This is a genomic window from Collinsella sp. UBA1693 (assembly GCF_002320115.1).
In the GTDB taxonomy this organism is placed as follows: Bacteria; Actinomycetota; Coriobacteriia; order Coriobacteriales; family Coriobacteriaceae; genus Collinsella; species Collinsella tanakaei.
In genome coordinates this window covers 14,001-30,830 of sequence record NZ_DCJT01000001.1, presented here as the reverse complement: position 1 = coordinate 30,830, position 16,830 = coordinate 14,001, and the positions used below count along the sequence as shown (strand labels likewise).

Genomic DNA, 16,830 nt, shown 5'->3' with positions numbered 1-16,830 from the left:
ACATGGGCGATACCGCTTCCAACGTCCAAGAGACGTCTCAATCGCGCAAACGCGACCTTGCCTTGGTATCCCGCAGCACCTACCTTAAGGAAAAGGGGTTGCAGTACCTCTTCTTCGGCTGCGCCTTCCTTGCTGTTGTCACCGTTCTTTTGATCTTCGCTTTCACCATGATGCAGGCGGCCCCGGTCTTCACGGATATCGGCCTTGCCAACTTCTTCAGCTTCACCTGGGCTCCCACGGAGGGACAGTACGGCATCCTGTCGCTCCTCGCGGGCTCCGGTCTGGTGACCATAGGCGCGTTGGTGCTGGGCGTTCCTTTGGGCGTGGGCACCGCCGTCTACCTCACCGAGATCGCGACCGACCGTGTGCGCGCCCTCATCAGCCCCGCCGTCGACCTGTTGGCCGGCATCCCGTCGATCATCTACGGCTTCTTCGGCATGGTCATCATCCGCCCGGTGGTGGCCGAGCTTACCGGCGGCATGGGCTTCGGCGCGCTTACCGCGTGGTTCGTGCTGGCGATCATGATCGTCCCCACCATCACCACGCTCACTATCGACGCGCTCAACTCCATCCCGATGGGTATCCGCGAGGCCTCCTACGCCATGGGCGCAACCAAGTGGCAGACTATCTACAAGGTCGTTATCCCCGCTGCGCGCTTCGGCATCGTCGACGCGGTGGTTTTGGGCATGGGCCGCGCTATCGGCGAGACCATGGCCGTCCTCATGGTGGTCGGCAACGCCCCGGTCATCCCGGACTCCATCTCAAGCCCCGTATCCACCCTCACCAGCCAGATCGCGCTCGACATGAGCTACTCGTCCGGCCTGCACCGCACCGCCCTGTTCGGCATGGGCGTGGTGCTTTTCATCATCTCCGCCGCGCTGGTGGGCATCGTCCGCGTTCTCTCAAAGATGAGGAAGGAGGGGTAGGCGATGGCTCAGGACGCTTCTACCTCTACCGAGCAGCTTAGCTCCTCGCAGCGCATCAAGCGCGCCCTTTCGCACGGCAAGCAGGGCCGTATCTCCAAGAACACCTCCAACAAAGTGATGCTTGGGGTCTTTCGCCTGGCTGCCGCCATCACCACACTGGTGCTGGTGGCCATCATCGCCTACGTCGTCGTCAACGGCCTTCCGCATATCTCGCTCGATTTCATCTTCGGCTGGCCCCACGGCGTCAACGCGGAGGGCGGTATCTGGCCCACCATCGTCTCGACTATCTACGTGACGGCGCTGGCGATGCTCATCTGCACGCCCATCGCTGTTTTGGCAGCCGTCTATCTGGCCGAGTACGCCAAGCAGGGCAGGCTCGTCAACACCATTCGCTATGCCGCCGACACGCTGGCCTCAGTGCCCTCGATCGTTATGGGCCTGTTTGGCTACGCGCTCTTTGTCGAGGCCATGGGTTTGGGACTCTCGATGCTTTCCGCCGCGCTCGCGCTGGCACTGCTCATGTTGCCCATCGTCATGCGCACCACCGAGGAGGCCATCCGCTCGGTCCCCCGCTACATCCGCTGGGGCGCCTACGGCTTGGGCGCCACCAAGTGGCAGGTCGTCTCCAAGATCGTGCTTCCCTCCGCTTTCGGCCGCATCGCCACGGGTATCGTTTTGGGCATCGGTCGCGCCATCGGCGAGACCGCCGTTGTGCTCTACACTATGGGCCAGGCAATCAACATGCCCGTCACGCCGCTTGATTCCGGTCGCCCCATGACCGTGCACCTGTACCTTCTGGCCAACGACGGCATCAACATGAACGCCGCCTACGGTACGGCGCTGCTGTTGATGGTCATCATTCTCGCGTTCAATCTCTTCGCCCGCCACCTGTCGCGTAAGAGCAAGTAAGGAGCTTATCCCGTGTCCGTATACCAGTCCGCACCCGCAGTAACCGAGAGCGCGCTGATCGCCCAGAACTTCGACTTCTGGTACGGCGACTTCCATGCTCTTACCGACGTCAACCTCAACATCGCTAAAAACAAGATCACCGCGTTCATCGGCCCCTCTGGTTGCGGTAAGTCGACGTTTCTGCGCTGCATGAACCGCATGAACGACCTTATCGAGGGGACCCGTATCGAGGGCGCCATGACGCTGGACGGATCCGATATCTACGCCGAGGGCGTCGATCCGGTGGATCTGCGCCGCCGCGTGGGCATGATCTTCCAGCAGCCCAACCCCTTCCCTAAATCCATCTACGAGAACGTCGCTTTTGGCCCTCGACTGCAGGGCGTGACTAGCAAAAGCGACCTCGACGACATAGTCGAAGAGTCCCTGAAGCGCGCCAACCTCTGGAAAGAGGTATCCAATCAGCTCTCTAAGGACGGCTTGGCGCTCTCCGGCGGACAGCAGCAGCGACTGTGTATCGCCCGCGTGCTGGCGGTTCAGCCGGACGTGCTCTTGATGGACGAGCCCTGCTCAGCCATCGATCCCACCTCCGTTCAGAAGGTCGAGGACCTGATGGCCGAGCTCGCGCCCGAGATGACCATCATCATCGTTACGCACAACATGCAGCAGGCCGCCCGTATCTCCGATTACACCGCGTTCTTCTTGCAGGAAGTTGCCGGAGAGCCTGCTACACTGATTGAGTATGGTCAGACCGACGCTATCTTCACTAGTCCGATGGATAAGCGCACGGAGGACTATATCACCGGTCGATTCGGCTGATTGGACAGCCGACCGGTCATTATCGGTTGCGGGTTTGTATTCGCCCGCGCTCGTCTGATTGGAGCCAAGAATGCGCAAACTGTTTTCCCGTCAGCTAGTCGAGGCACGCCACGAGATGCTCTCTATCTTCGAGGCAGTCGACCTCACGCTTCATGACGCCATCTCGGCGTTTGTCTTAAACGACAAGAAGCTTGCAAACAAGGCTAAGAAGGCCACCTTGCAGATCGATGCCCGCTGCGCCAACCTCGAGGCCGTCTGCTACAACCTCATCGCCACGCAGTCACCGGTCGCCTCTGACTTCCGCCTGCTGCAGACCATCATCTACGTGAACTTCAACCTCGCCCGCATGAGCGACCACGTCCGCTCCATCGCCCGCGGCGCCAAGCGCAAGGCCAATGCCGATCTCAAGATCCCCAACGAGCTGGTTGAGCTCATCGAGACCGAGGCCTCGCTGGTCTACCAGGTTCTGGGCGCCACCGCCACGGCCCTGGTCAACAACGACCTGTCCGCCATGCGCTCGCTTATGGACCTGGATGAGCCGGTGCGTCAGGTCTACGAGGAGTTCTTCCGCGTGTACAACCACATCGTCTCCGTCGAGGAGCCCGATGAGCACGCTTACGACGACCTTCGTCGCACCATCATGACCTCCCGCTACCTGGAGCGCATCTCTAGCGTCTCCGTTGAGATCGGCACGCGCCTGACCTTCCTTTTGACCGGTCAGCGCTGGAGCGCCTCCGATATCCTGGAGGCGGACGAGGGCGAGCTCGAGAGCATGCGCATCCCGTCTGGCGAGGGTGTTATCTTGGAGCCCAAGTCTGACGCGCGCTACGTTGCCGACTTGCCTTTGGACGAGGTTGGCGCGAAGCTTGCCACTTTGATTCGCGAGCTCGATGCAGAAGATGAGGACGAGGACTAGCGGTTTTCTTCCTTATAGATCGCACTAGGCGCTTTGGGCATGCTCCCGAAGCGCCTTTGTTTTGCGCATACCGTGTTACGAGATGCGTTGCGCGGGGGTGCCGCCTCAAAGGTGCGCTAGTATGTGCTCACATGGTTATTTGGCGAAGGTGGTCGTATGGACATCAGCTTGCAGAATCAATTGAGGCGCCGTCGCGAGGAGATTCTCTTCCGCATGGATACGGCTTTGAGCAAAAGCGGTCGCACGCTTGCGGACGTTGAGCTTATTGCCGTGTCCAAAACGGTGGATTTGGAATACGTCCAGGCTGCTATTGCCGCCGGCTACCGAGCTTTTGGTGAGAACCGCCCGCAGGAGCTCGCCCGTAAGATCGACGGCCTGGAGCAGATGCGCGCTGCCGGCGCGGATATCCCGGACGTGCGCTTCGACATGATCGGCAACTTGCAGACCAATAAGATCAACGCGGTTTTAGGACGTGCGGACCTTATCCATTCCATCAGCTCGCTGCACCTGGCAGAAGCCGTTGCAAGCCGCGCTTCCCGTCGCATCGAGGATGGCCTGCTTGACGCCGCGCAGCCGGTTTTGCTTGAGGTGAACGTGAGCGGCGAGGAGACCAAGTCGGGCTTTTCGGTCGACGAGGTTCGCCAGGCCATACCGCACCTGCAGACACTTTATGGAATTCGCGTCTGCGGACTTATGACCATGGCGCCGCGAGGGGATAAGAAAGTGGCTCGCGCGACGTTTGCGGGATTGCGCGAGTTGAGGGACGAACTTTCCGCCGAGTACCCCGATCTTTCTTTGGACGAGCTCTCCTGTGGAATGAGCGAGGACTTCGAGATCGCGCTCGAGGAGGGTTCTACCATCGTTCGCCTTGGCAGGGTGGTGTTTGACCCCGCCTTTGCAGTAGAATAGGCTGGTCAGGCGTGTTGGCTTGACCTGCACCATTCACACACTAACCGCACGACGGGCAGAGAGGCAGGAAACGTGGGCTTCCTAGATGAACTCAAGAGCAAGCTCCCTTTTGGGCAGGAACAGGGTGGCTATGGCCGCGATTCCTATGCACAGGGCGACGGCTATGACGATTACTATGACGATGGCGGTGCGGATGCCGGCTACGGCGATGATTACTCGTCCGCAGGCTATGGCGGAAACGACCAGGGCTACGGCTCGTATGGCGAGCAGGACAGCGGCAACGGCATGCTTGGCCAGACCCGTCGCGGCGAGGCGGAATCCGTAGCGGTCTACACCCGTAGCGGCCAGTTGGTAGGCGATGCCGATCGCCATGCGACCACGTTCAACCCGCCCACGCGCTCGCACGATGCGTATCGTCCCGGCGCTTACGACACCCCGTCGAGCTATGCCGAGACCCTTCGCTCCGTCCCCTCGCCGGCAAGCCCTGCTTCCAGCACCACGGCAGCTGACGCCGCGGCTCATCGCAGCGCCGTTGTGAACGGTACCCCTCAGCTTCCCGCATACATTCTTCGTCCGGAGAGCTATGACGACATCGAGACGGTCGTTCGCCGCGTGCGCACCCGTCAGCCCGTCGTCCTGGTTTTCGCCGGCGTTCGCACCGAGGTTGCAAAGCGCGTGCTTGATTTTAGCTATGGCTTCGCCTGCGGCCTTGGCGCGTCTGTCAAGGAAGTCGCCGACCGCGTCTTCATCGTGCTGCCCCAGGGCTGCGAGGTCAAGGAATCCGATCTGGCCAAGCTTCGCGCCGAGGGCTATATAAAGACCAAGTAGGAGAGCTGTGACCCCGTACACCCTAGTTCAGATTGTTGATTCGCTTATCAATTTCTACAACATCCTGATCATCGTCTATTGCCTGCTGACATGGATTCCCATGAACCCCAACGGATTGCTGGCGGACATTGGCGCGGTGCTCGATGGCATTGTGGGCCCGTACCTCAATTTCTTTAGGAGGATCATGCCTCCCATGGGGGGTATAGACTTCTCACCTGTTATTGCTGTTCTTGCGTTAACCTTCATCGAGCGGCTTTTGGTGTATTTGATAGGTATAATCTTGTAGGAATGCATGGTCGCGGCAGTAAGCTGCGGCATTAACGGCACGGAAAGGATTTTTCGATGGCTATCACCCCTGCAGATATTCAGGCCCAGACTTTTTCTGAGGCCAAGCGCGGCTATGATCCCGCCGAGGTCGACGTCTTCCTTGAGAAGATTTCCTCTGAGGTTGACGCTATGCTCAACAAGATCGTGGATCTCAAGAATCGCCTGACCGCTTCTGAGCAGCAGCTCGCCGAGGCCCAGGCGCAGCTCGCTCAGGCCCAGGCTGCCCCCGCGCCGGCTCCCGCACCCGCTCCCGCGCCTGATTACACCGCTTCCGAGCGCCAGATCTCCGCGGCCCTTATCGCTGCGCAGCAGACCTCTGATGCCATCGTTGCCGAGGCTCAGGAGAACGCCGAGCGCATTCGCAACGAGGCCGATGCCAAGGCCCGCGAGGTCATCCGTCAGGCTCTCGCAGAGAAGCAGAGCGAGATCGAGGAGATCGACCGTCTCAAGGCTTCCCGCGAGGACTTCAAGAACGAGTACCTCAAGCTCATCCAGCACTTTATGGACGAGGCTCAGAATTCGTTCCCGTCCGACCTGCTCATGAGCACGCCCACCGGCTCCGCTGCTTCCGCTGTTCCCGTGGAACCCGTCGCTCCGGTTGTCCCTCAGCCCATGCCCGTGGCTGATCCGTTTGCTCCGCTGGACAACTTTGGCGCTGACGATCTGGACTAGTCTTCATTTCATAGTTATCGCTATTGCCAAGAAGGCCCCGCATGTGCGAGGCCTTCTTTTTCTAGGTTTTGGTTTTTGGACGAGTGGCGCACGAGTAGCGGATGAGTGGCGGATGCGGCGGCGATGCTTTGTCCGCGCTCTAGAACGGATTCGCTTAGCTTCTGCTTGCGCTGGCGCTGACCAACGCCTTTCCCAAGGTATCGCACGCAAGGCCTAGCAGCACTCCTAGCAGTATCCCGCCTACGGCATACATGTCGCCGCCTGCTGCAAAGGTGGAAAACGAGCCCATGAACGCGCCGGGCACAAAGGAGAGCAGTTTGCTTCCGCCTGCAAAGCACATGAGAAACGTGGTGGCGAAGGTCATGAAGAGGCCGAATGCCTGACCGCCTATAAGCGCTCCCAGATTGAGCGAGAGCAAGGCGTAGGCAATTCCGCTTGATACGCAGGCAAAGGTCGCAGGCAGGCTCTTGGTGCCTTTGCCGGGCGCTGCGAAGTACGCGGTGCATCCTGCAAAGCCCGACCAACCCGGAATGCCCGCCATGGGCGCCAGGATCATCCAGACGGTGCAGAGCAGGCCGGTTGCAAAGGCGGGAAGTACGTTGCTTGCTTTGAACATGCTTATCCTTCCAGGTGATAAAGACGCTAGGCGCGAACGTTAAGGAAGTCCTCTTTTGCGATGGTGCGTTCTTCCCGCTTTTCGGGTTCTGCGATCGTGTCTGCCGCATAGCCCACGGTAAGCATGTGGATGGGGTAGGCGTCTTGAGGCAAGTCGAATTCATCGATGGCGATACGGGGGTCAAAATGGCACACCCAGCAGGTCTGCAGCCCCAAGTCGACCGCCTGCATCATCATCTGGTCGGTAACTATGGCAGAGTCGATCTGCGCGGCATTCATGGAGTCGTACTTGCGCGTCCAGGCAACCTGCTCTTTAGCGCATACCAAAAGGACCAGCGGCGCTCCAAAGACGCTTCCGTCCTTGGCGAAATGGTGTGCTGCCTTGGCGGCTTTCCCTTTAAGGGCGGGGGTGTCGCAGACAATCACGCGAGTGGGGTGGTTGTTGCAGGCTGAGGGCGCCAGGCGGCCGGCCTCGATAATCTGCGCGATCTTCTCGTCCTCGACGGGGCGGTTCTGGTAGTCGCGGCAAGAATAACGAGTAAGGGTAAGGTTGGAAAAGGCCATGGGCCCTCCTTTCGTAGCGGATGACCATCTGGATCCGAATCAAACGAGTCTCAACGCGCTCTATTGTACGCAAGCGCGTTGGCATATGCGGCGCGCGTCGGGATTCTTGTGATACGACTTTCGGCGATAGCTAAGAAAAAGGCCCCGCTTGGCGGAGCCGTGGAAGATTATTACCTGAACGACGAGCCGGCGTTTCAGCGGATCCTAGCTGTTCTTCATGACGATGGACTCGACCGTGTCGGCGACGAACTCGCAGGAATCTGCAGCGAACTCAAGGAACATGTAGACGTCGCGCCAGGAGATGACGGCCAGAGGGTCGAGGTCGGTGGTGTGCAGCGTGCGCATGGCGTTGATGAACAGGTCGTCGCATTCGCTCTCGATGGTGTTGACGGTGATGACGTGCTCGCGCAGGCTCTTGGAGCGCTTGAACTGGGGGAGCTCGAGAACCAGATCATGCATCTGCTCGCAGGCGCGCATGACCTTGGCGGACATCATGAGCGCGTCCGGTCGCATTTCTTGGATGTTGGTGAAGTAGATGCGATGAAGCACGCCCTCGATGCGGTCGGTGACAACGTCGAGCGCGTTGGCGAGCGTCGAGATGTCCTCGCGCTCGATGGGGGTGATGAATGCGCTGATCAGTGCGTCGTTGACCTCGTGGACAATTTCGTCGGCGCTCTGCTCGATCTCGTGCATCTCGGCGACGGCGTCCACGATCTTGGCGGGGTCGAAGTGACGCATGACATCGTCCAACTTCTCTGCCGCCTTGCAGGCGAGCTCTGCCGCCTTTGCGAAGCTGTCGTAATAGAATGCGTCGTTCTTTTTTGCCATGATGGCTCCTTTTGTACCGCTTGATTGGGGTTCTACATCGCCCGTGCGGGCGTTTCTTCCATAGTGATTCGCTTAGATAAAGAGCAAGAAGAGCTTTGCCATGAGGAAGCTGATGAGGCCGCAGCCGGGGAAGGTGAAGACCCAGGTGAGCAGCATATCTTTGACAACGCCAAAGTTGATGGCCGAGAGGCGCTTGACCGCGCCGACGCCCATGATGGCGGTGGTCTTAACGTGGGTGGTGGAAACGGGGATGCCGGTGAGGGTGGCTAGCAGCAGGCACAGCGAGCTTGAGAGGTCCGCGGAGAAGCCCTGGTATTTCTCGAGCTTCACCATGTCCATGCCCACGGACTTGATGATCTTCTCTCCGCCCACGGAGGTGCCCACGCCCATGACGGTCGAGCACAGCAACATGAGCCAAACGGGGATGATCATGTTCTCGACGGAGGGCTGTCCGTTGCAGAAGGCGACGCCCAGGAACAGGACGCCGATGAACTTCTGGCCGTCCTGCGCGCCGTGCATGAAGCTCATGCCCGCGGCGCCGGCGATCTGCGCCCAGCGGAAGAAGGTGTTCGATTTGCGGCGGTCCGTGTTCGCGAAGAGCAGCGTTACGACCTTGCAAACGCCCCAGCCCGCGGCGAAGCCCAAGCCAAGCGAGAGGACCAGACCGTAGAGGACCTTGACCCACTCGTTCATGTTGACGCCGTCCGCGCCTCCCAGGGCGATCGCCGCGCCGGTAAGGCCCGCGATGAGGCTGTGGCTCTCGCTGGTGGGGATACCGAAGATGCTGGCGCCCACCGAGTAGACGACGATCGAGAACAGGGCCGCGCACAGCGCGATAAGCGCGATCTGCGTGTTGGCTCCAAAATCGACCATGTTGGAGATGGTGGAAGCGACGCTGGCGTTGATGTGGGTCATGATGAAGACGCCCAGGAAGTTAAAGATGGCGCTCATGATGATCGCGGCCTTGGGCGGCAGGCAACGCGTGGTCACGCAGGTGGCGATCGCGTTGGGCGCGTCCGTCCAGCCGTTGACAAAGATTACGCCCAGCGTGAGGGCGACCGTCATTGCAAGTATTGGATTGGAAAAGACTTGCGAGATGAAATAGGAGAATGATACGTCCACTGAAACCACGTTCCTATCGTGCGGATGTCCCTCCGCACCCTACAAAGCACGTAATAGGATAACACCTTACACAATATTAACGAGGTCTTAATACGGTTATCGTTTGTAAGGACTCCGTAAGGGATTTGAAATCATCGAGCACCAAGCGGTTTGGGTAATCCCGTCTAACGGCCCATGAGGCCACGGCGCGCTTGGTAGACGGCTGTCTGCATCTCGTTGGAATAGTTGGTGGTGAAAAGGCAAAGCGGGCCGATAAGCCGGGTTCTGTCGTGGGCGATCATTTATCTTGCCTGCACGTCACCGTGCAGTTCCACGCACGCTACCCGAACGCGGACCGGGCCGGTCCATGGCGCTCCTATTTGCGCTTGCTCCGGATGGGGTTTACCAAGCCGCCATGTTGCCACGACGCTGGTGGTCTCTTACACCGCCGTTTCAGCTTTTCTCTCACCCGCATATAGCGGGCAGCGGGAGTCTTCTTTTCTGCGGCACTTTCCGTCGGGTCGCCCCGCCTGGCCGTTAGCCAGCATCCTGCCCTGTGGAGCCCGGACTTTCCTCACATGCGAACATGCCGCACGCGCGATCGCCTGGCCCGCTTTGCGATGGAGTATTGTAGCACGCCCTGCGCGTCGCCGCGCTTGCCCGCGCGTATCATCGAACGCTCCACATATATAATGGGTGTCTGAAAGACATGGATTTCGATGGCCGCGCTTGCTGCCGGCGGCGCCGAAAAAAGGGGGAGTTGTGGACGATTACATCACCATGAGGGAGGGTGTTGAGGCTACTGGCGAGTTCGTCGACCGTAAGAGCCGCTTTATCGCGCAGCTGGTTCACGTTGAGAGTGAGGACGAGGCCAACGCCCATATCGCCGCGGTGAGGGCCCGCCACTACGACGCCCGCCACAACGTGCCGGCGTGGATCTTGCTAGACGGGCGCGAGCGCCAAAGCGACGACGGGGAGCCCCAGCGTACCAGCGGCATGCCCACGCTGGAGGTGCTGCGCGGGGCCGGCCTTAAAAACGTCTGCTGCGTCACCACGCGCTATTTTGGCGGAACGCTTCTGGGGCCGGGCGGCCTGGTGAGGGCGTACACCGCCGCAGCGCAGGAGGCGATCGCCGCGGCGCGCTCGGCGGGGCAGCTGGTGGAGATGACCAGCGTGGTCTCCGTGGACGTTCGCGTGCCGTATCCGCTCTACGACCAGGTGCAGCATCTGGCAGCGGGTTCTGGCTGCAAGATCGCGGGCACCGATTTCACGGATACCGTGTTCCTGCACCTGGTGTTCAAAGTGGGGGAGCAGGCTGCGTTTTTGGCAGCGCTCACCGAGCTTATGGGCGGTCGCGAAGACGTGAGCGTGGGCGAGGAGCGCTTCGCCGAGTTTTAGGTCCTAGGGGTTTGCGGTCCCCAAAGGAGCGCATTCCAAAAAGGCACGGGACTAAAGGGCACGGGGGAGATGGGCGCTATCGCGAGCCGGCCTCGTGCGCGCCCTGCTCGACCAGAATATCAACGGCGAGGTCGATCGCGTCATCGATGCAGCCCGGGCAGCTGCGCAGGGCTCCGGCGTCAGAGCCGATGCCCTTGAGCTCACGGCACACCGTGGACCCATTGGTGCTGGCAAAGCGAGCGCTCATCTCGCGAGAAAGCTTGTAGGTCTTGGCCTTGCTACCAATCTGGTCGCGGCCGGTGCTTTCCACCTGGCTTAAGGCCATGACGGCTCCGGAGACGGCGCCGCAGGTCTCGGTCATGCCGCCCATGCCGGCGCCAAAGCCCTCCGCCAATACAAAGGCGCCGTCTGCATCGAGGTCGATGGCAGGTGCCATCGCGCAGACGACCGATTGCGCGCAGTTGTAGCCCATTTCATGCAGGCGCGCGGCCTCCTTCTTGATCTCGGAGCGGTTCAAGAAGATTTCATCCTTGTTGATTGCCATGTTGAAGTCCTTTGCGTATCGAGTTGGGTATACCATTTTACTCGTGTGCATGTATCGAGCGCATATGAAAGCGTTTGAAGAAGGAGCGAACTATGGCTGAACATATCGGAACCACGTGCGTCCAGGGTGGATACCGTCCCGGCGACGCGGACCCCCGCCAGGTGCCCATCTACCAGTCCACCACGTGGAAGTACGACACGTCCGAGCATATGGGAAAACTCTTCGACCTTGAGGAGTCCGGCTACTTCTACACCCGCTTGCAGAACCCCACCAACGACGCCGTCGCCGCGAAGATCTGCGAGCTCGAGGGCGGTACCGCCGCCATGCTAACCAGCTCCGGCCAGGCCGCGAACTTCTTCGCCATCTTCAATATCGCCGGCTGCGGCGACCACGTGGTAGCGAGCTCCGCTATCTACGGCGGTACCTATAACCTGCTCGCCCATACCATGCGCCGCATGGGCCTTGAGTGCACCTTCGTCGCCCCTGATTGCACGGACGAGGAGCTGGAGGCCGCGTTCAGGCCCAACACCAAGGCAGTTTTCGGCGAGACCATCGCCAACCCCGCGCTCGCCGTCCTCGATATCGAGCGCTTCGCCGCCGCGGCGCATGCCCACGGCGTGCCGCTGATCGTCGACAACACGTTCCCCACGCCGGTCAACTGCCGCCCCATCGAGTGGGGCGCCAACATCGTGACCCACTCCACCACCAAGTACATGGACGGCCATGGCGCCGCCGTTGGCGGAGCGATCGTGGACGCCGGCACGTTCGATTGGAATGCGCATGCCGATAAGTTCCCGGGCCTCACTACGCCCGACGTGAGCTATCACGGCGTGGTCTATACCGAGCGCTTTGGCTTGGAGGGCGCCTTTATCACCAAGGCGACGTCCCAGCTTATGCGCGACTTTGGCTGCATCCAGTCTCCCCAGAACGCCTTCCTGCTCAATTTGGGCCTGGAGTCCCTGCACGTCCGCATGCCCCAGCACTGCAAGAACGGCCAGGCGGTGGCGGAGTTTTTGCAGCAGCACCCCAAGATCAGCTTCGTGCGCTACCCGGGTCTTCCGGGCGACGCCTATCACGAGCTCGCCCAGAAGTATCTGCCCCAGGGCGGATGCGGCGTGGTCAGCTTTGGCTTCAACGGGGGTCGCGCCGCGGCCGAGCAATTTATGAAGAGCCTGCGTCTGGCGCAGATCGCCACGCACGTTGCCGATGCCCGCACCTGCTGCCTGCACCCTGCAAACGCGACACATCGCCAGATGAACGACGAAGAGCTCGTCGCTTGCGGCATCACCCCGGACATGGTGCGCCTCTCTTGCGGCATCGAGTCGACCGAGGACCTTATCGCCGACATCGCCCAGGCTCTCGACACCATCTAAAGACGCGGCCTCCTCGTGCGCATGGACCTCGCGCATGAGCGCATGCGAAAACAAGCCCGCACCGTCTGCCTGTATGGACGGTGCGGGCTTAGTTTTTTGGGTAGGATGATTCTCAGCGTTGGATCTCGTCCCTTGTTTGGAGGACACTCCCGTGAAGACCACTACCATTACCTATGCAAGCTATGATGGCACCTCGACTATCCGCGCGCTGCTGTGGGAGCCGGACCATGAGGCCGCTCCTTCAGGGCCGCGTGGTCTGGTGCAACTTGTACACGGTATGTCCGAGCATGTGGAGCGCTATGCAGGCTTTGCCGAGTATCTATGCGGCCGGGGTTTTGCGGTGTGCGCCAACGATCATATAGGTCATGGTAAAACGGTGGCGAGCGCAGATGACCTTGGGCACATGCCGCTCGAGAAAGGCGAGGAGGTTCTGCTCCATGACGTGAACGCGCTACGTGAGCTTGTCATGCAGCGCCTGCGCGAGGACAGCGGTTCGTCCGGAGACCTTCCGTATATCATTTTTGGACATTCTATGGGCAGCTTTATCACGCGCGTCTACCTTACGAGGTACGCCCTTGGCGTTCGCGCCGCGGTGATTTGCGGCACCGGTCAGCAACCTCGCGCGCTCTCGGCGGCGGGCAAGGCGTTGACCCGCGGTATCGCCCGTTCGCGCGGAGAGCGATACGTCAGCGAGCTGGTCGACGGCATGGGTGCGGGGGCATATGGCAAGGCGATCGAGGGCGCGCGGACGGACGTCGATTGGATCGCAACCGATCCCGAGGTGGTCGATGAGTATCGTCGCGATCCCCTGTGCGGCCAGAAGTTCACCGTGGGCGCCTACCACACGTTGTCGACGTTGGTGGCGGACGCGACCGATCCCAAGCTTGTCGCGCGCGTTCCCCACGCGCTGCCCCTCTTCTTTATCGCCGGTGCAGAGGACCCGGTGGGGGATTGCGGTGCGGGCGTTGAGCGCGCAGCTCAGATGTATCGCCGCGCCGGCATGGAGCGCGTTGACGTGAAGATCTATCCCGGCGTTCGCCATGAGATCCTGAACGAGCCCATCAAGGGTCAGGTGCATGAGGACGTTTCCGTTTGGCTTGATGAGGTGCTGGGCTCCTAGCCTTCATTTGCGCTTTCGGCACTGCCGTTTGGCGATGGCGCGTGTTTCGAAGCAACCTTGATAAAGCTGAAGGCGCCGGCGTGCGGCTCGCTATTCCAGCGCGTTTTGATAGCCGTCCAGTTTGCTCGTGCAATGCGGGCAGCGGGTGGCGCTGCGGTCTATCTCCTGCTTGCAGTAGGGGCATACGCGTGGCTTCGGTGCGGCATCGCCGTCTTTTTCCTCGGCAAGTCCCGCCTTGATCGCGGCTGCTTTCGCGGCAGCCTCCTTGATGTCGTTAAATTTGTTCAAGGCCTTTACGATGGCGAAGACCGCGGCTGCCGTGATGAGGAAGTTGATGACGGCGGAGAGAAACGCGCCAAAGTCGACGATGTTGCCGTTGAGGTTGATCGCGAGGCCGGGAATCTCCGCCCCGCCTCCGGTGACAAAGGAGATGAGGGGTTGGATGATGTTTGCCACTAGCGAGTTGACGATGGTGGTGAAGGCGCCGCCCACGATAACGCCGACGGCGAGGTCGACTACGCTTCCGCGGCTGATGAAGTCCTGGAATTCCTTGACAATCTTCTTGAGAGCCATGTGAGCAGCCTCCTTGTCTTGATGATGTTTGGGCGTTGGCGTGGGCGGACGGTGCAAAGGGATTGCGTTTAGCGCGAAAACCCTGCATCGGAGGCCGGCAAACTTGATTATACATGTCGCGGAATCTTCGTGCGGCGCATGGTATTACCTTGCCCCTTTCGACCGTTCCGTGTTACAACACTGTGCGAAAAATGCAGGGTCGGGCACGTTATGGTCGGACCCCGGCGTATCTACGCGGCCGCGGGAACGATAGCGCGGCACGTGGCGGGAGGGGTGCACCTTCGTCATCAGAGCGCGCGGCGCCACTTGTGAACAAGCGAGGTACGCATGAGCGAAGATCAGCGCATCCACGATGCCGTGGAGGGCAACACCCACGGCAAGAACAAATGGGCTATCCTGTTTACCGTTTTAATCATGACGTTTATGGCCACGCTCGACTCGAGCATCGTCAACGTGGCGCTGCCCGTGATGCAAAAGGAGTTGAGCGTAGGGCTCGACCAGATTCAATGGGTCTCATCCATCTACCTGCTCACCACCTGCGCCGTGCTGTTGGTGTTCGGCAGGCTGGGCGATATCTACGGCAAGGTTCGTTTTTTCCAGGTGGGCGTGGCGATCTTCGCGCTGGGCTCGCTTTTGTGCGGCATGGCGACCACGCTTGAGTTTTTGGTGCTTGCCCGCGCGGTGCAGGGCGTGGGCTGCGCATCGGCCATGGCGAACAACATGGGCATCATCACCGAATCGTTCCCGGCGCGCGAACGCGGGCGCGCCCTGGGGCTGCTTGCGAGCTTTGTTGCCCTGGGAATGATGTGCGGTCCGGTTTTGGGCGGCTTTGTCGTGAGCGCGCTGCCCTGGGAGTATATCTTCCTTATCAACGTGCCCGTGGGCGTGGCCTCGCTGTTTGTTGGCTTTAAGACCTTGCCCCACGTAGCGCCGCAGTCGGTTGGACGGCGCCTTGACGTCTTGGGCTCGGTGCTGCTGGTTCCCGGCATGCTGCTCACCTTCATATCCATCACCATGCTCGAAGCGGGGGCCACGCCTTCGACCCTGCTGATGCTCGCGGCGGGTCTGGGCCTTATGGTCGCGTTCGTCATGGTCGAGCGCCGGGTGGACGACCCCTTGGTCGCGCTTTCGGTCTTTCGCGACCGCGCCTTCATGGTGAACATCGCGTGCCTGTTCATCAGCTTCGTCGCAATCGGCGTCTATGAGCTCATGACGCCGTTCTACCTGCAGGATGCTCGCGGCTTCTCGCCCGATACGGCGGGTCTGATCTTTTGCGTCATCCCGCTTGCGAACGCCATCGCCGGTCCCATCTCCGGCGCGGTGTCCGACCGAATCGGATGCGAGCGTCCTACGTGCGTTGGCCTGTTCGTGTTCGCCGCGGGCCTTTTGCTGGTAGGCTTTTTCGGCGAGGAGACGGGGCTTGTCCACATCCTCATCTGCCTGGGTCTGGCGTCGCTTGGCACCTCTATCTTCCAGTCGCCTAACAATTCCCTGGTGATGGGTTCGTTGCCGCGCGAGGCCCTGGGCTTTGGCGGTAGCCTGGCCGCGCTTGCCCGCTATTTGGGCATGGCGATCGGCATCAGCGGATCCACGTCGCTACTCTACAGCCAAATGAGCGTGGCCGCTGGATATCGCGTTACTTCGTATGTTGCGGGAAGACCGGACATTTTTCTGTACGGATACCGTATAGTCTATGTAGTTACGGCGGCGCTGGTCGCCATAGGTTTTGTGATGACGCTTGTTCGGATGATGCGCCGCAAGTAAGCGCCGGGTCGGAAAAGGGAAGGAAACGCTGTAATGAAGGAGCTTGAAGATCGTATTCGCAAGGACGGCATCGTCAAGGCCGGGGGCGTGTTGAAGGTGGATGCGTTCCTTAACCATCAATGCGATACGCAGCTGTTCGACCACATGGGCGCCGAGTGGGCGCGCCTGTTCGCCGATGCTCCCATCAACAAGATTCTCACCATCGAGGCCAGCGGCATAGGCTTGGCGTGCATGGCGTCTCGCCACTTTGGCAACGCGCCGGTGGTTTTTGCCAAAAAGGCCCAGTCCATCAACCTGGATGGCGAGCAGTACTCCACCACTATCTACTCCTTCACCAAGCAGCGCGAGTTCCCCGTTATCGTGGGCAGGCGCTTCCTTTCCGAGGGCGACCATGTCTTGATCCTGGACGATTTCCTGGCAAACGGCTGCGCGCTCGAGGGACTCATCAGCATCTGCGAATCCGCCGGCGCCACGGTCGAGGGCATTGGCATCGCCATCGAGAAGGGTTTCCAGTCCGGTGGCGACAAGCTGCGCCAACGCGGTTATCACCTGGAGTCGCTAGCCCGCATCGTGTCTATGGACGATGAAACGGGTCAGATCGAGTTCGCCTAACGGCGACCGTATCGCGGGCTCGTTTGCAAGCCGTT

At 60.5% G+C, this 16,830-nt stretch carries 19 protein-coding genes and 1 other RNA gene; 13 read left to right on the top strand and 7 right to left on the bottom strand.

Going from position 1 to position 16,830, the window contains the following annotated elements:
- The first annotated feature begins 2 nt into the window (after positions 1-2).
- The 8 genes from pstC (at position 3) to B3H65_RS00140 (ending at position 6,303) form a co-directional block, all read left to right on the top strand.
- Positions 3-926, top strand: a complete 924-nt coding sequence (gene pstC, locus B3H65_RS00175) for a phosphate ABC transporter permease subunit PstC (RefSeq protein ID WP_117679303.1) — start codon at positions 3-5, stop codon at positions 924-926.
- A 3-nt stretch (positions 927-929) separates the two neighbouring features.
- A complete protein-coding gene (gene pstA, locus B3H65_RS00170) occupies positions 930-1,835 on the top strand; it encodes a phosphate ABC transporter permease PstA (RefSeq protein WP_009140618.1) in 906 nt (301 codons plus the stop codon).
- Between the two features lie 57 nt (positions 1,836-1,892).
- A complete protein-coding gene (gene pstB / locus B3H65_RS00165; RefSeq protein WP_414630707.1) occupies positions 1,893-2,651 on the top strand; it encodes a phosphate ABC transporter ATP-binding protein PstB in 759 nt (252 codons plus the stop codon).
- A gap of 70 nt (positions 2,652-2,721) precedes the next feature.
- Positions 2,722-3,567 (top strand): phosphate signaling complex PhoU family protein, encoded by an 846-nt coding sequence (locus tag B3H65_RS00160; RefSeq protein ID WP_117679305.1) that lies wholly within the window; start codon positions 2,722-2,724, stop codon positions 3,565-3,567.
- Between the two features lie 156 nt (positions 3,568-3,723).
- A complete protein-coding gene (locus B3H65_RS00155; RefSeq protein ID WP_286683658.1) occupies positions 3,724-4,476 on the top strand; it encodes a YggS family pyridoxal phosphate-dependent enzyme in 753 nt (250 codons plus the stop codon).
- A gap of 72 nt (positions 4,477-4,548) precedes the next feature.
- Positions 4,549-5,304: a cell division protein SepF gene (locus tag B3H65_RS00150; protein WP_286683657.1), complete on the top strand. Its 756-nt coding sequence runs from the start codon at positions 4,549-4,551 to the stop codon at positions 5,302-5,304.
- 7 nt (positions 5,305-5,311) lie between these two features.
- Positions 5,312-5,590: a YggT family protein gene (locus B3H65_RS00145; protein ID WP_286683656.1), complete on the top strand. Its 279-nt coding sequence runs from the start codon at positions 5,312-5,314 to the stop codon at positions 5,588-5,590.
- Between the two features lie 56 nt (positions 5,591-5,646).
- Entirely contained in the window at positions 5,647-6,303 is a 657-nt protein-coding gene (locus B3H65_RS00140; RefSeq protein ID WP_009140612.1) for a DivIVA domain-containing protein, read from the top strand.
- Between the two features lie 154 nt (positions 6,304-6,457).
- On the opposite strand, the gene B3H65_RS00135 is transcribed toward B3H65_RS00140, so the two are convergent.
- The 5 genes from B3H65_RS00135 to rnpB all read right to left on the bottom strand — a co-directional run bounded on the left by B3H65_RS00135 (position 6,458) and on the right by rnpB (position 10,028).
- Positions 6,458-6,919, bottom strand: a complete 462-nt coding sequence (locus B3H65_RS00135) for a DUF1097 domain-containing protein (protein ID WP_286683655.1) — start codon at positions 6,917-6,919, stop codon at positions 6,458-6,460.
- A gap of 26 nt (positions 6,920-6,945) precedes the next feature.
- Complete coding sequence (locus tag B3H65_RS00130; RefSeq protein WP_286683654.1) at positions 6,946-7,482, bottom strand: nitroreductase family protein; 537 nt, start codon at positions 7,480-7,482, stop codon at positions 6,946-6,948.
- Between the two features lie 204 nt (positions 7,483-7,686).
- Positions 7,687-8,310 (bottom strand): DUF47 domain-containing protein, encoded by a 624-nt coding sequence (locus B3H65_RS00125; protein ID WP_286683653.1) that lies wholly within the window; start codon positions 8,308-8,310, stop codon positions 7,687-7,689.
- A gap of 72 nt (positions 8,311-8,382) precedes the next feature.
- Positions 8,383-9,432: an inorganic phosphate transporter gene (locus B3H65_RS00120; protein ID WP_286683652.1), complete on the bottom strand. Its 1,050-nt coding sequence runs from the start codon at positions 9,430-9,432 to the stop codon at positions 8,383-8,385.
- Between the two features lie 237 nt (positions 9,433-9,669).
- Positions 9,670-10,028, bottom strand: an RNA gene (gene rnpB, locus B3H65_RS00115) — RNase P RNA component class A.
- A 145-nt stretch (positions 10,029-10,173) separates the two neighbouring features.
- On the opposite strand from rnpB, the gene B3H65_RS00110 reads away from it, so the two are divergent.
- Entirely contained in the window at positions 10,174-10,809 is a 636-nt protein-coding gene (locus B3H65_RS00110; RefSeq protein ID WP_414630706.1) for an IMPACT family protein, read from the top strand.
- A 76-nt stretch (positions 10,810-10,885) separates the two neighbouring features.
- Here B3H65_RS00110 and B3H65_RS00105 read toward each other — a convergent pair whose 3' ends face one another.
- Complete coding sequence (locus tag B3H65_RS00105) at positions 10,886-11,353, bottom strand: C-GCAxxG-C-C family protein (RefSeq protein ID WP_286683651.1); 468 nt, start codon at positions 11,351-11,353, stop codon at positions 10,886-10,888.
- A gap of 92 nt (positions 11,354-11,445) precedes the next feature.
- Here B3H65_RS00105 and B3H65_RS00100 point away from each other — a divergent pair, with 92 nt between their 5' ends.
- Both B3H65_RS00100 and B3H65_RS00095 read left to right on the top strand, forming a co-directional pair.
- Positions 11,446-12,726, top strand: a complete 1,281-nt coding sequence (locus tag B3H65_RS00100; protein WP_286683650.1) for an O-acetylhomoserine aminocarboxypropyltransferase/cysteine synthase family protein — start codon at positions 11,446-11,448, stop codon at positions 12,724-12,726.
- A gap of 151 nt (positions 12,727-12,877) precedes the next feature.
- Positions 12,878-13,846 (top strand): alpha/beta fold hydrolase, encoded by a 969-nt coding sequence (locus B3H65_RS00095; protein WP_286683649.1) that lies wholly within the window; start codon positions 12,878-12,880, stop codon positions 13,844-13,846.
- Between the two features lie 90 nt (positions 13,847-13,936).
- On the opposite strand, the gene mscL is transcribed toward B3H65_RS00095, so the two are convergent.
- Positions 13,937-14,419, bottom strand: a complete 483-nt coding sequence (gene mscL, locus B3H65_RS00090) for a large conductance mechanosensitive channel protein MscL (RefSeq protein ID WP_286683648.1) — start codon at positions 14,417-14,419, stop codon at positions 13,937-13,939.
- Between the two features lie 327 nt (positions 14,420-14,746).
- Between mscL and B3H65_RS00085 the strand changes: the two genes are divergently transcribed.
- Positions 14,747-16,183 (top strand): MFS transporter, encoded by a 1,437-nt coding sequence (locus B3H65_RS00085; protein ID WP_286683647.1) that lies wholly within the window; start codon positions 14,747-14,749, stop codon positions 16,181-16,183.
- A 33-nt stretch (positions 16,184-16,216) separates the two neighbouring features.
- A complete protein-coding gene (locus B3H65_RS00080; protein WP_009140601.1) occupies positions 16,217-16,795 on the top strand; it encodes a xanthine phosphoribosyltransferase in 579 nt (192 codons plus the stop codon).
- The last annotated feature ends 35 nt before the right edge of the window (positions 16,796-16,830 follow it).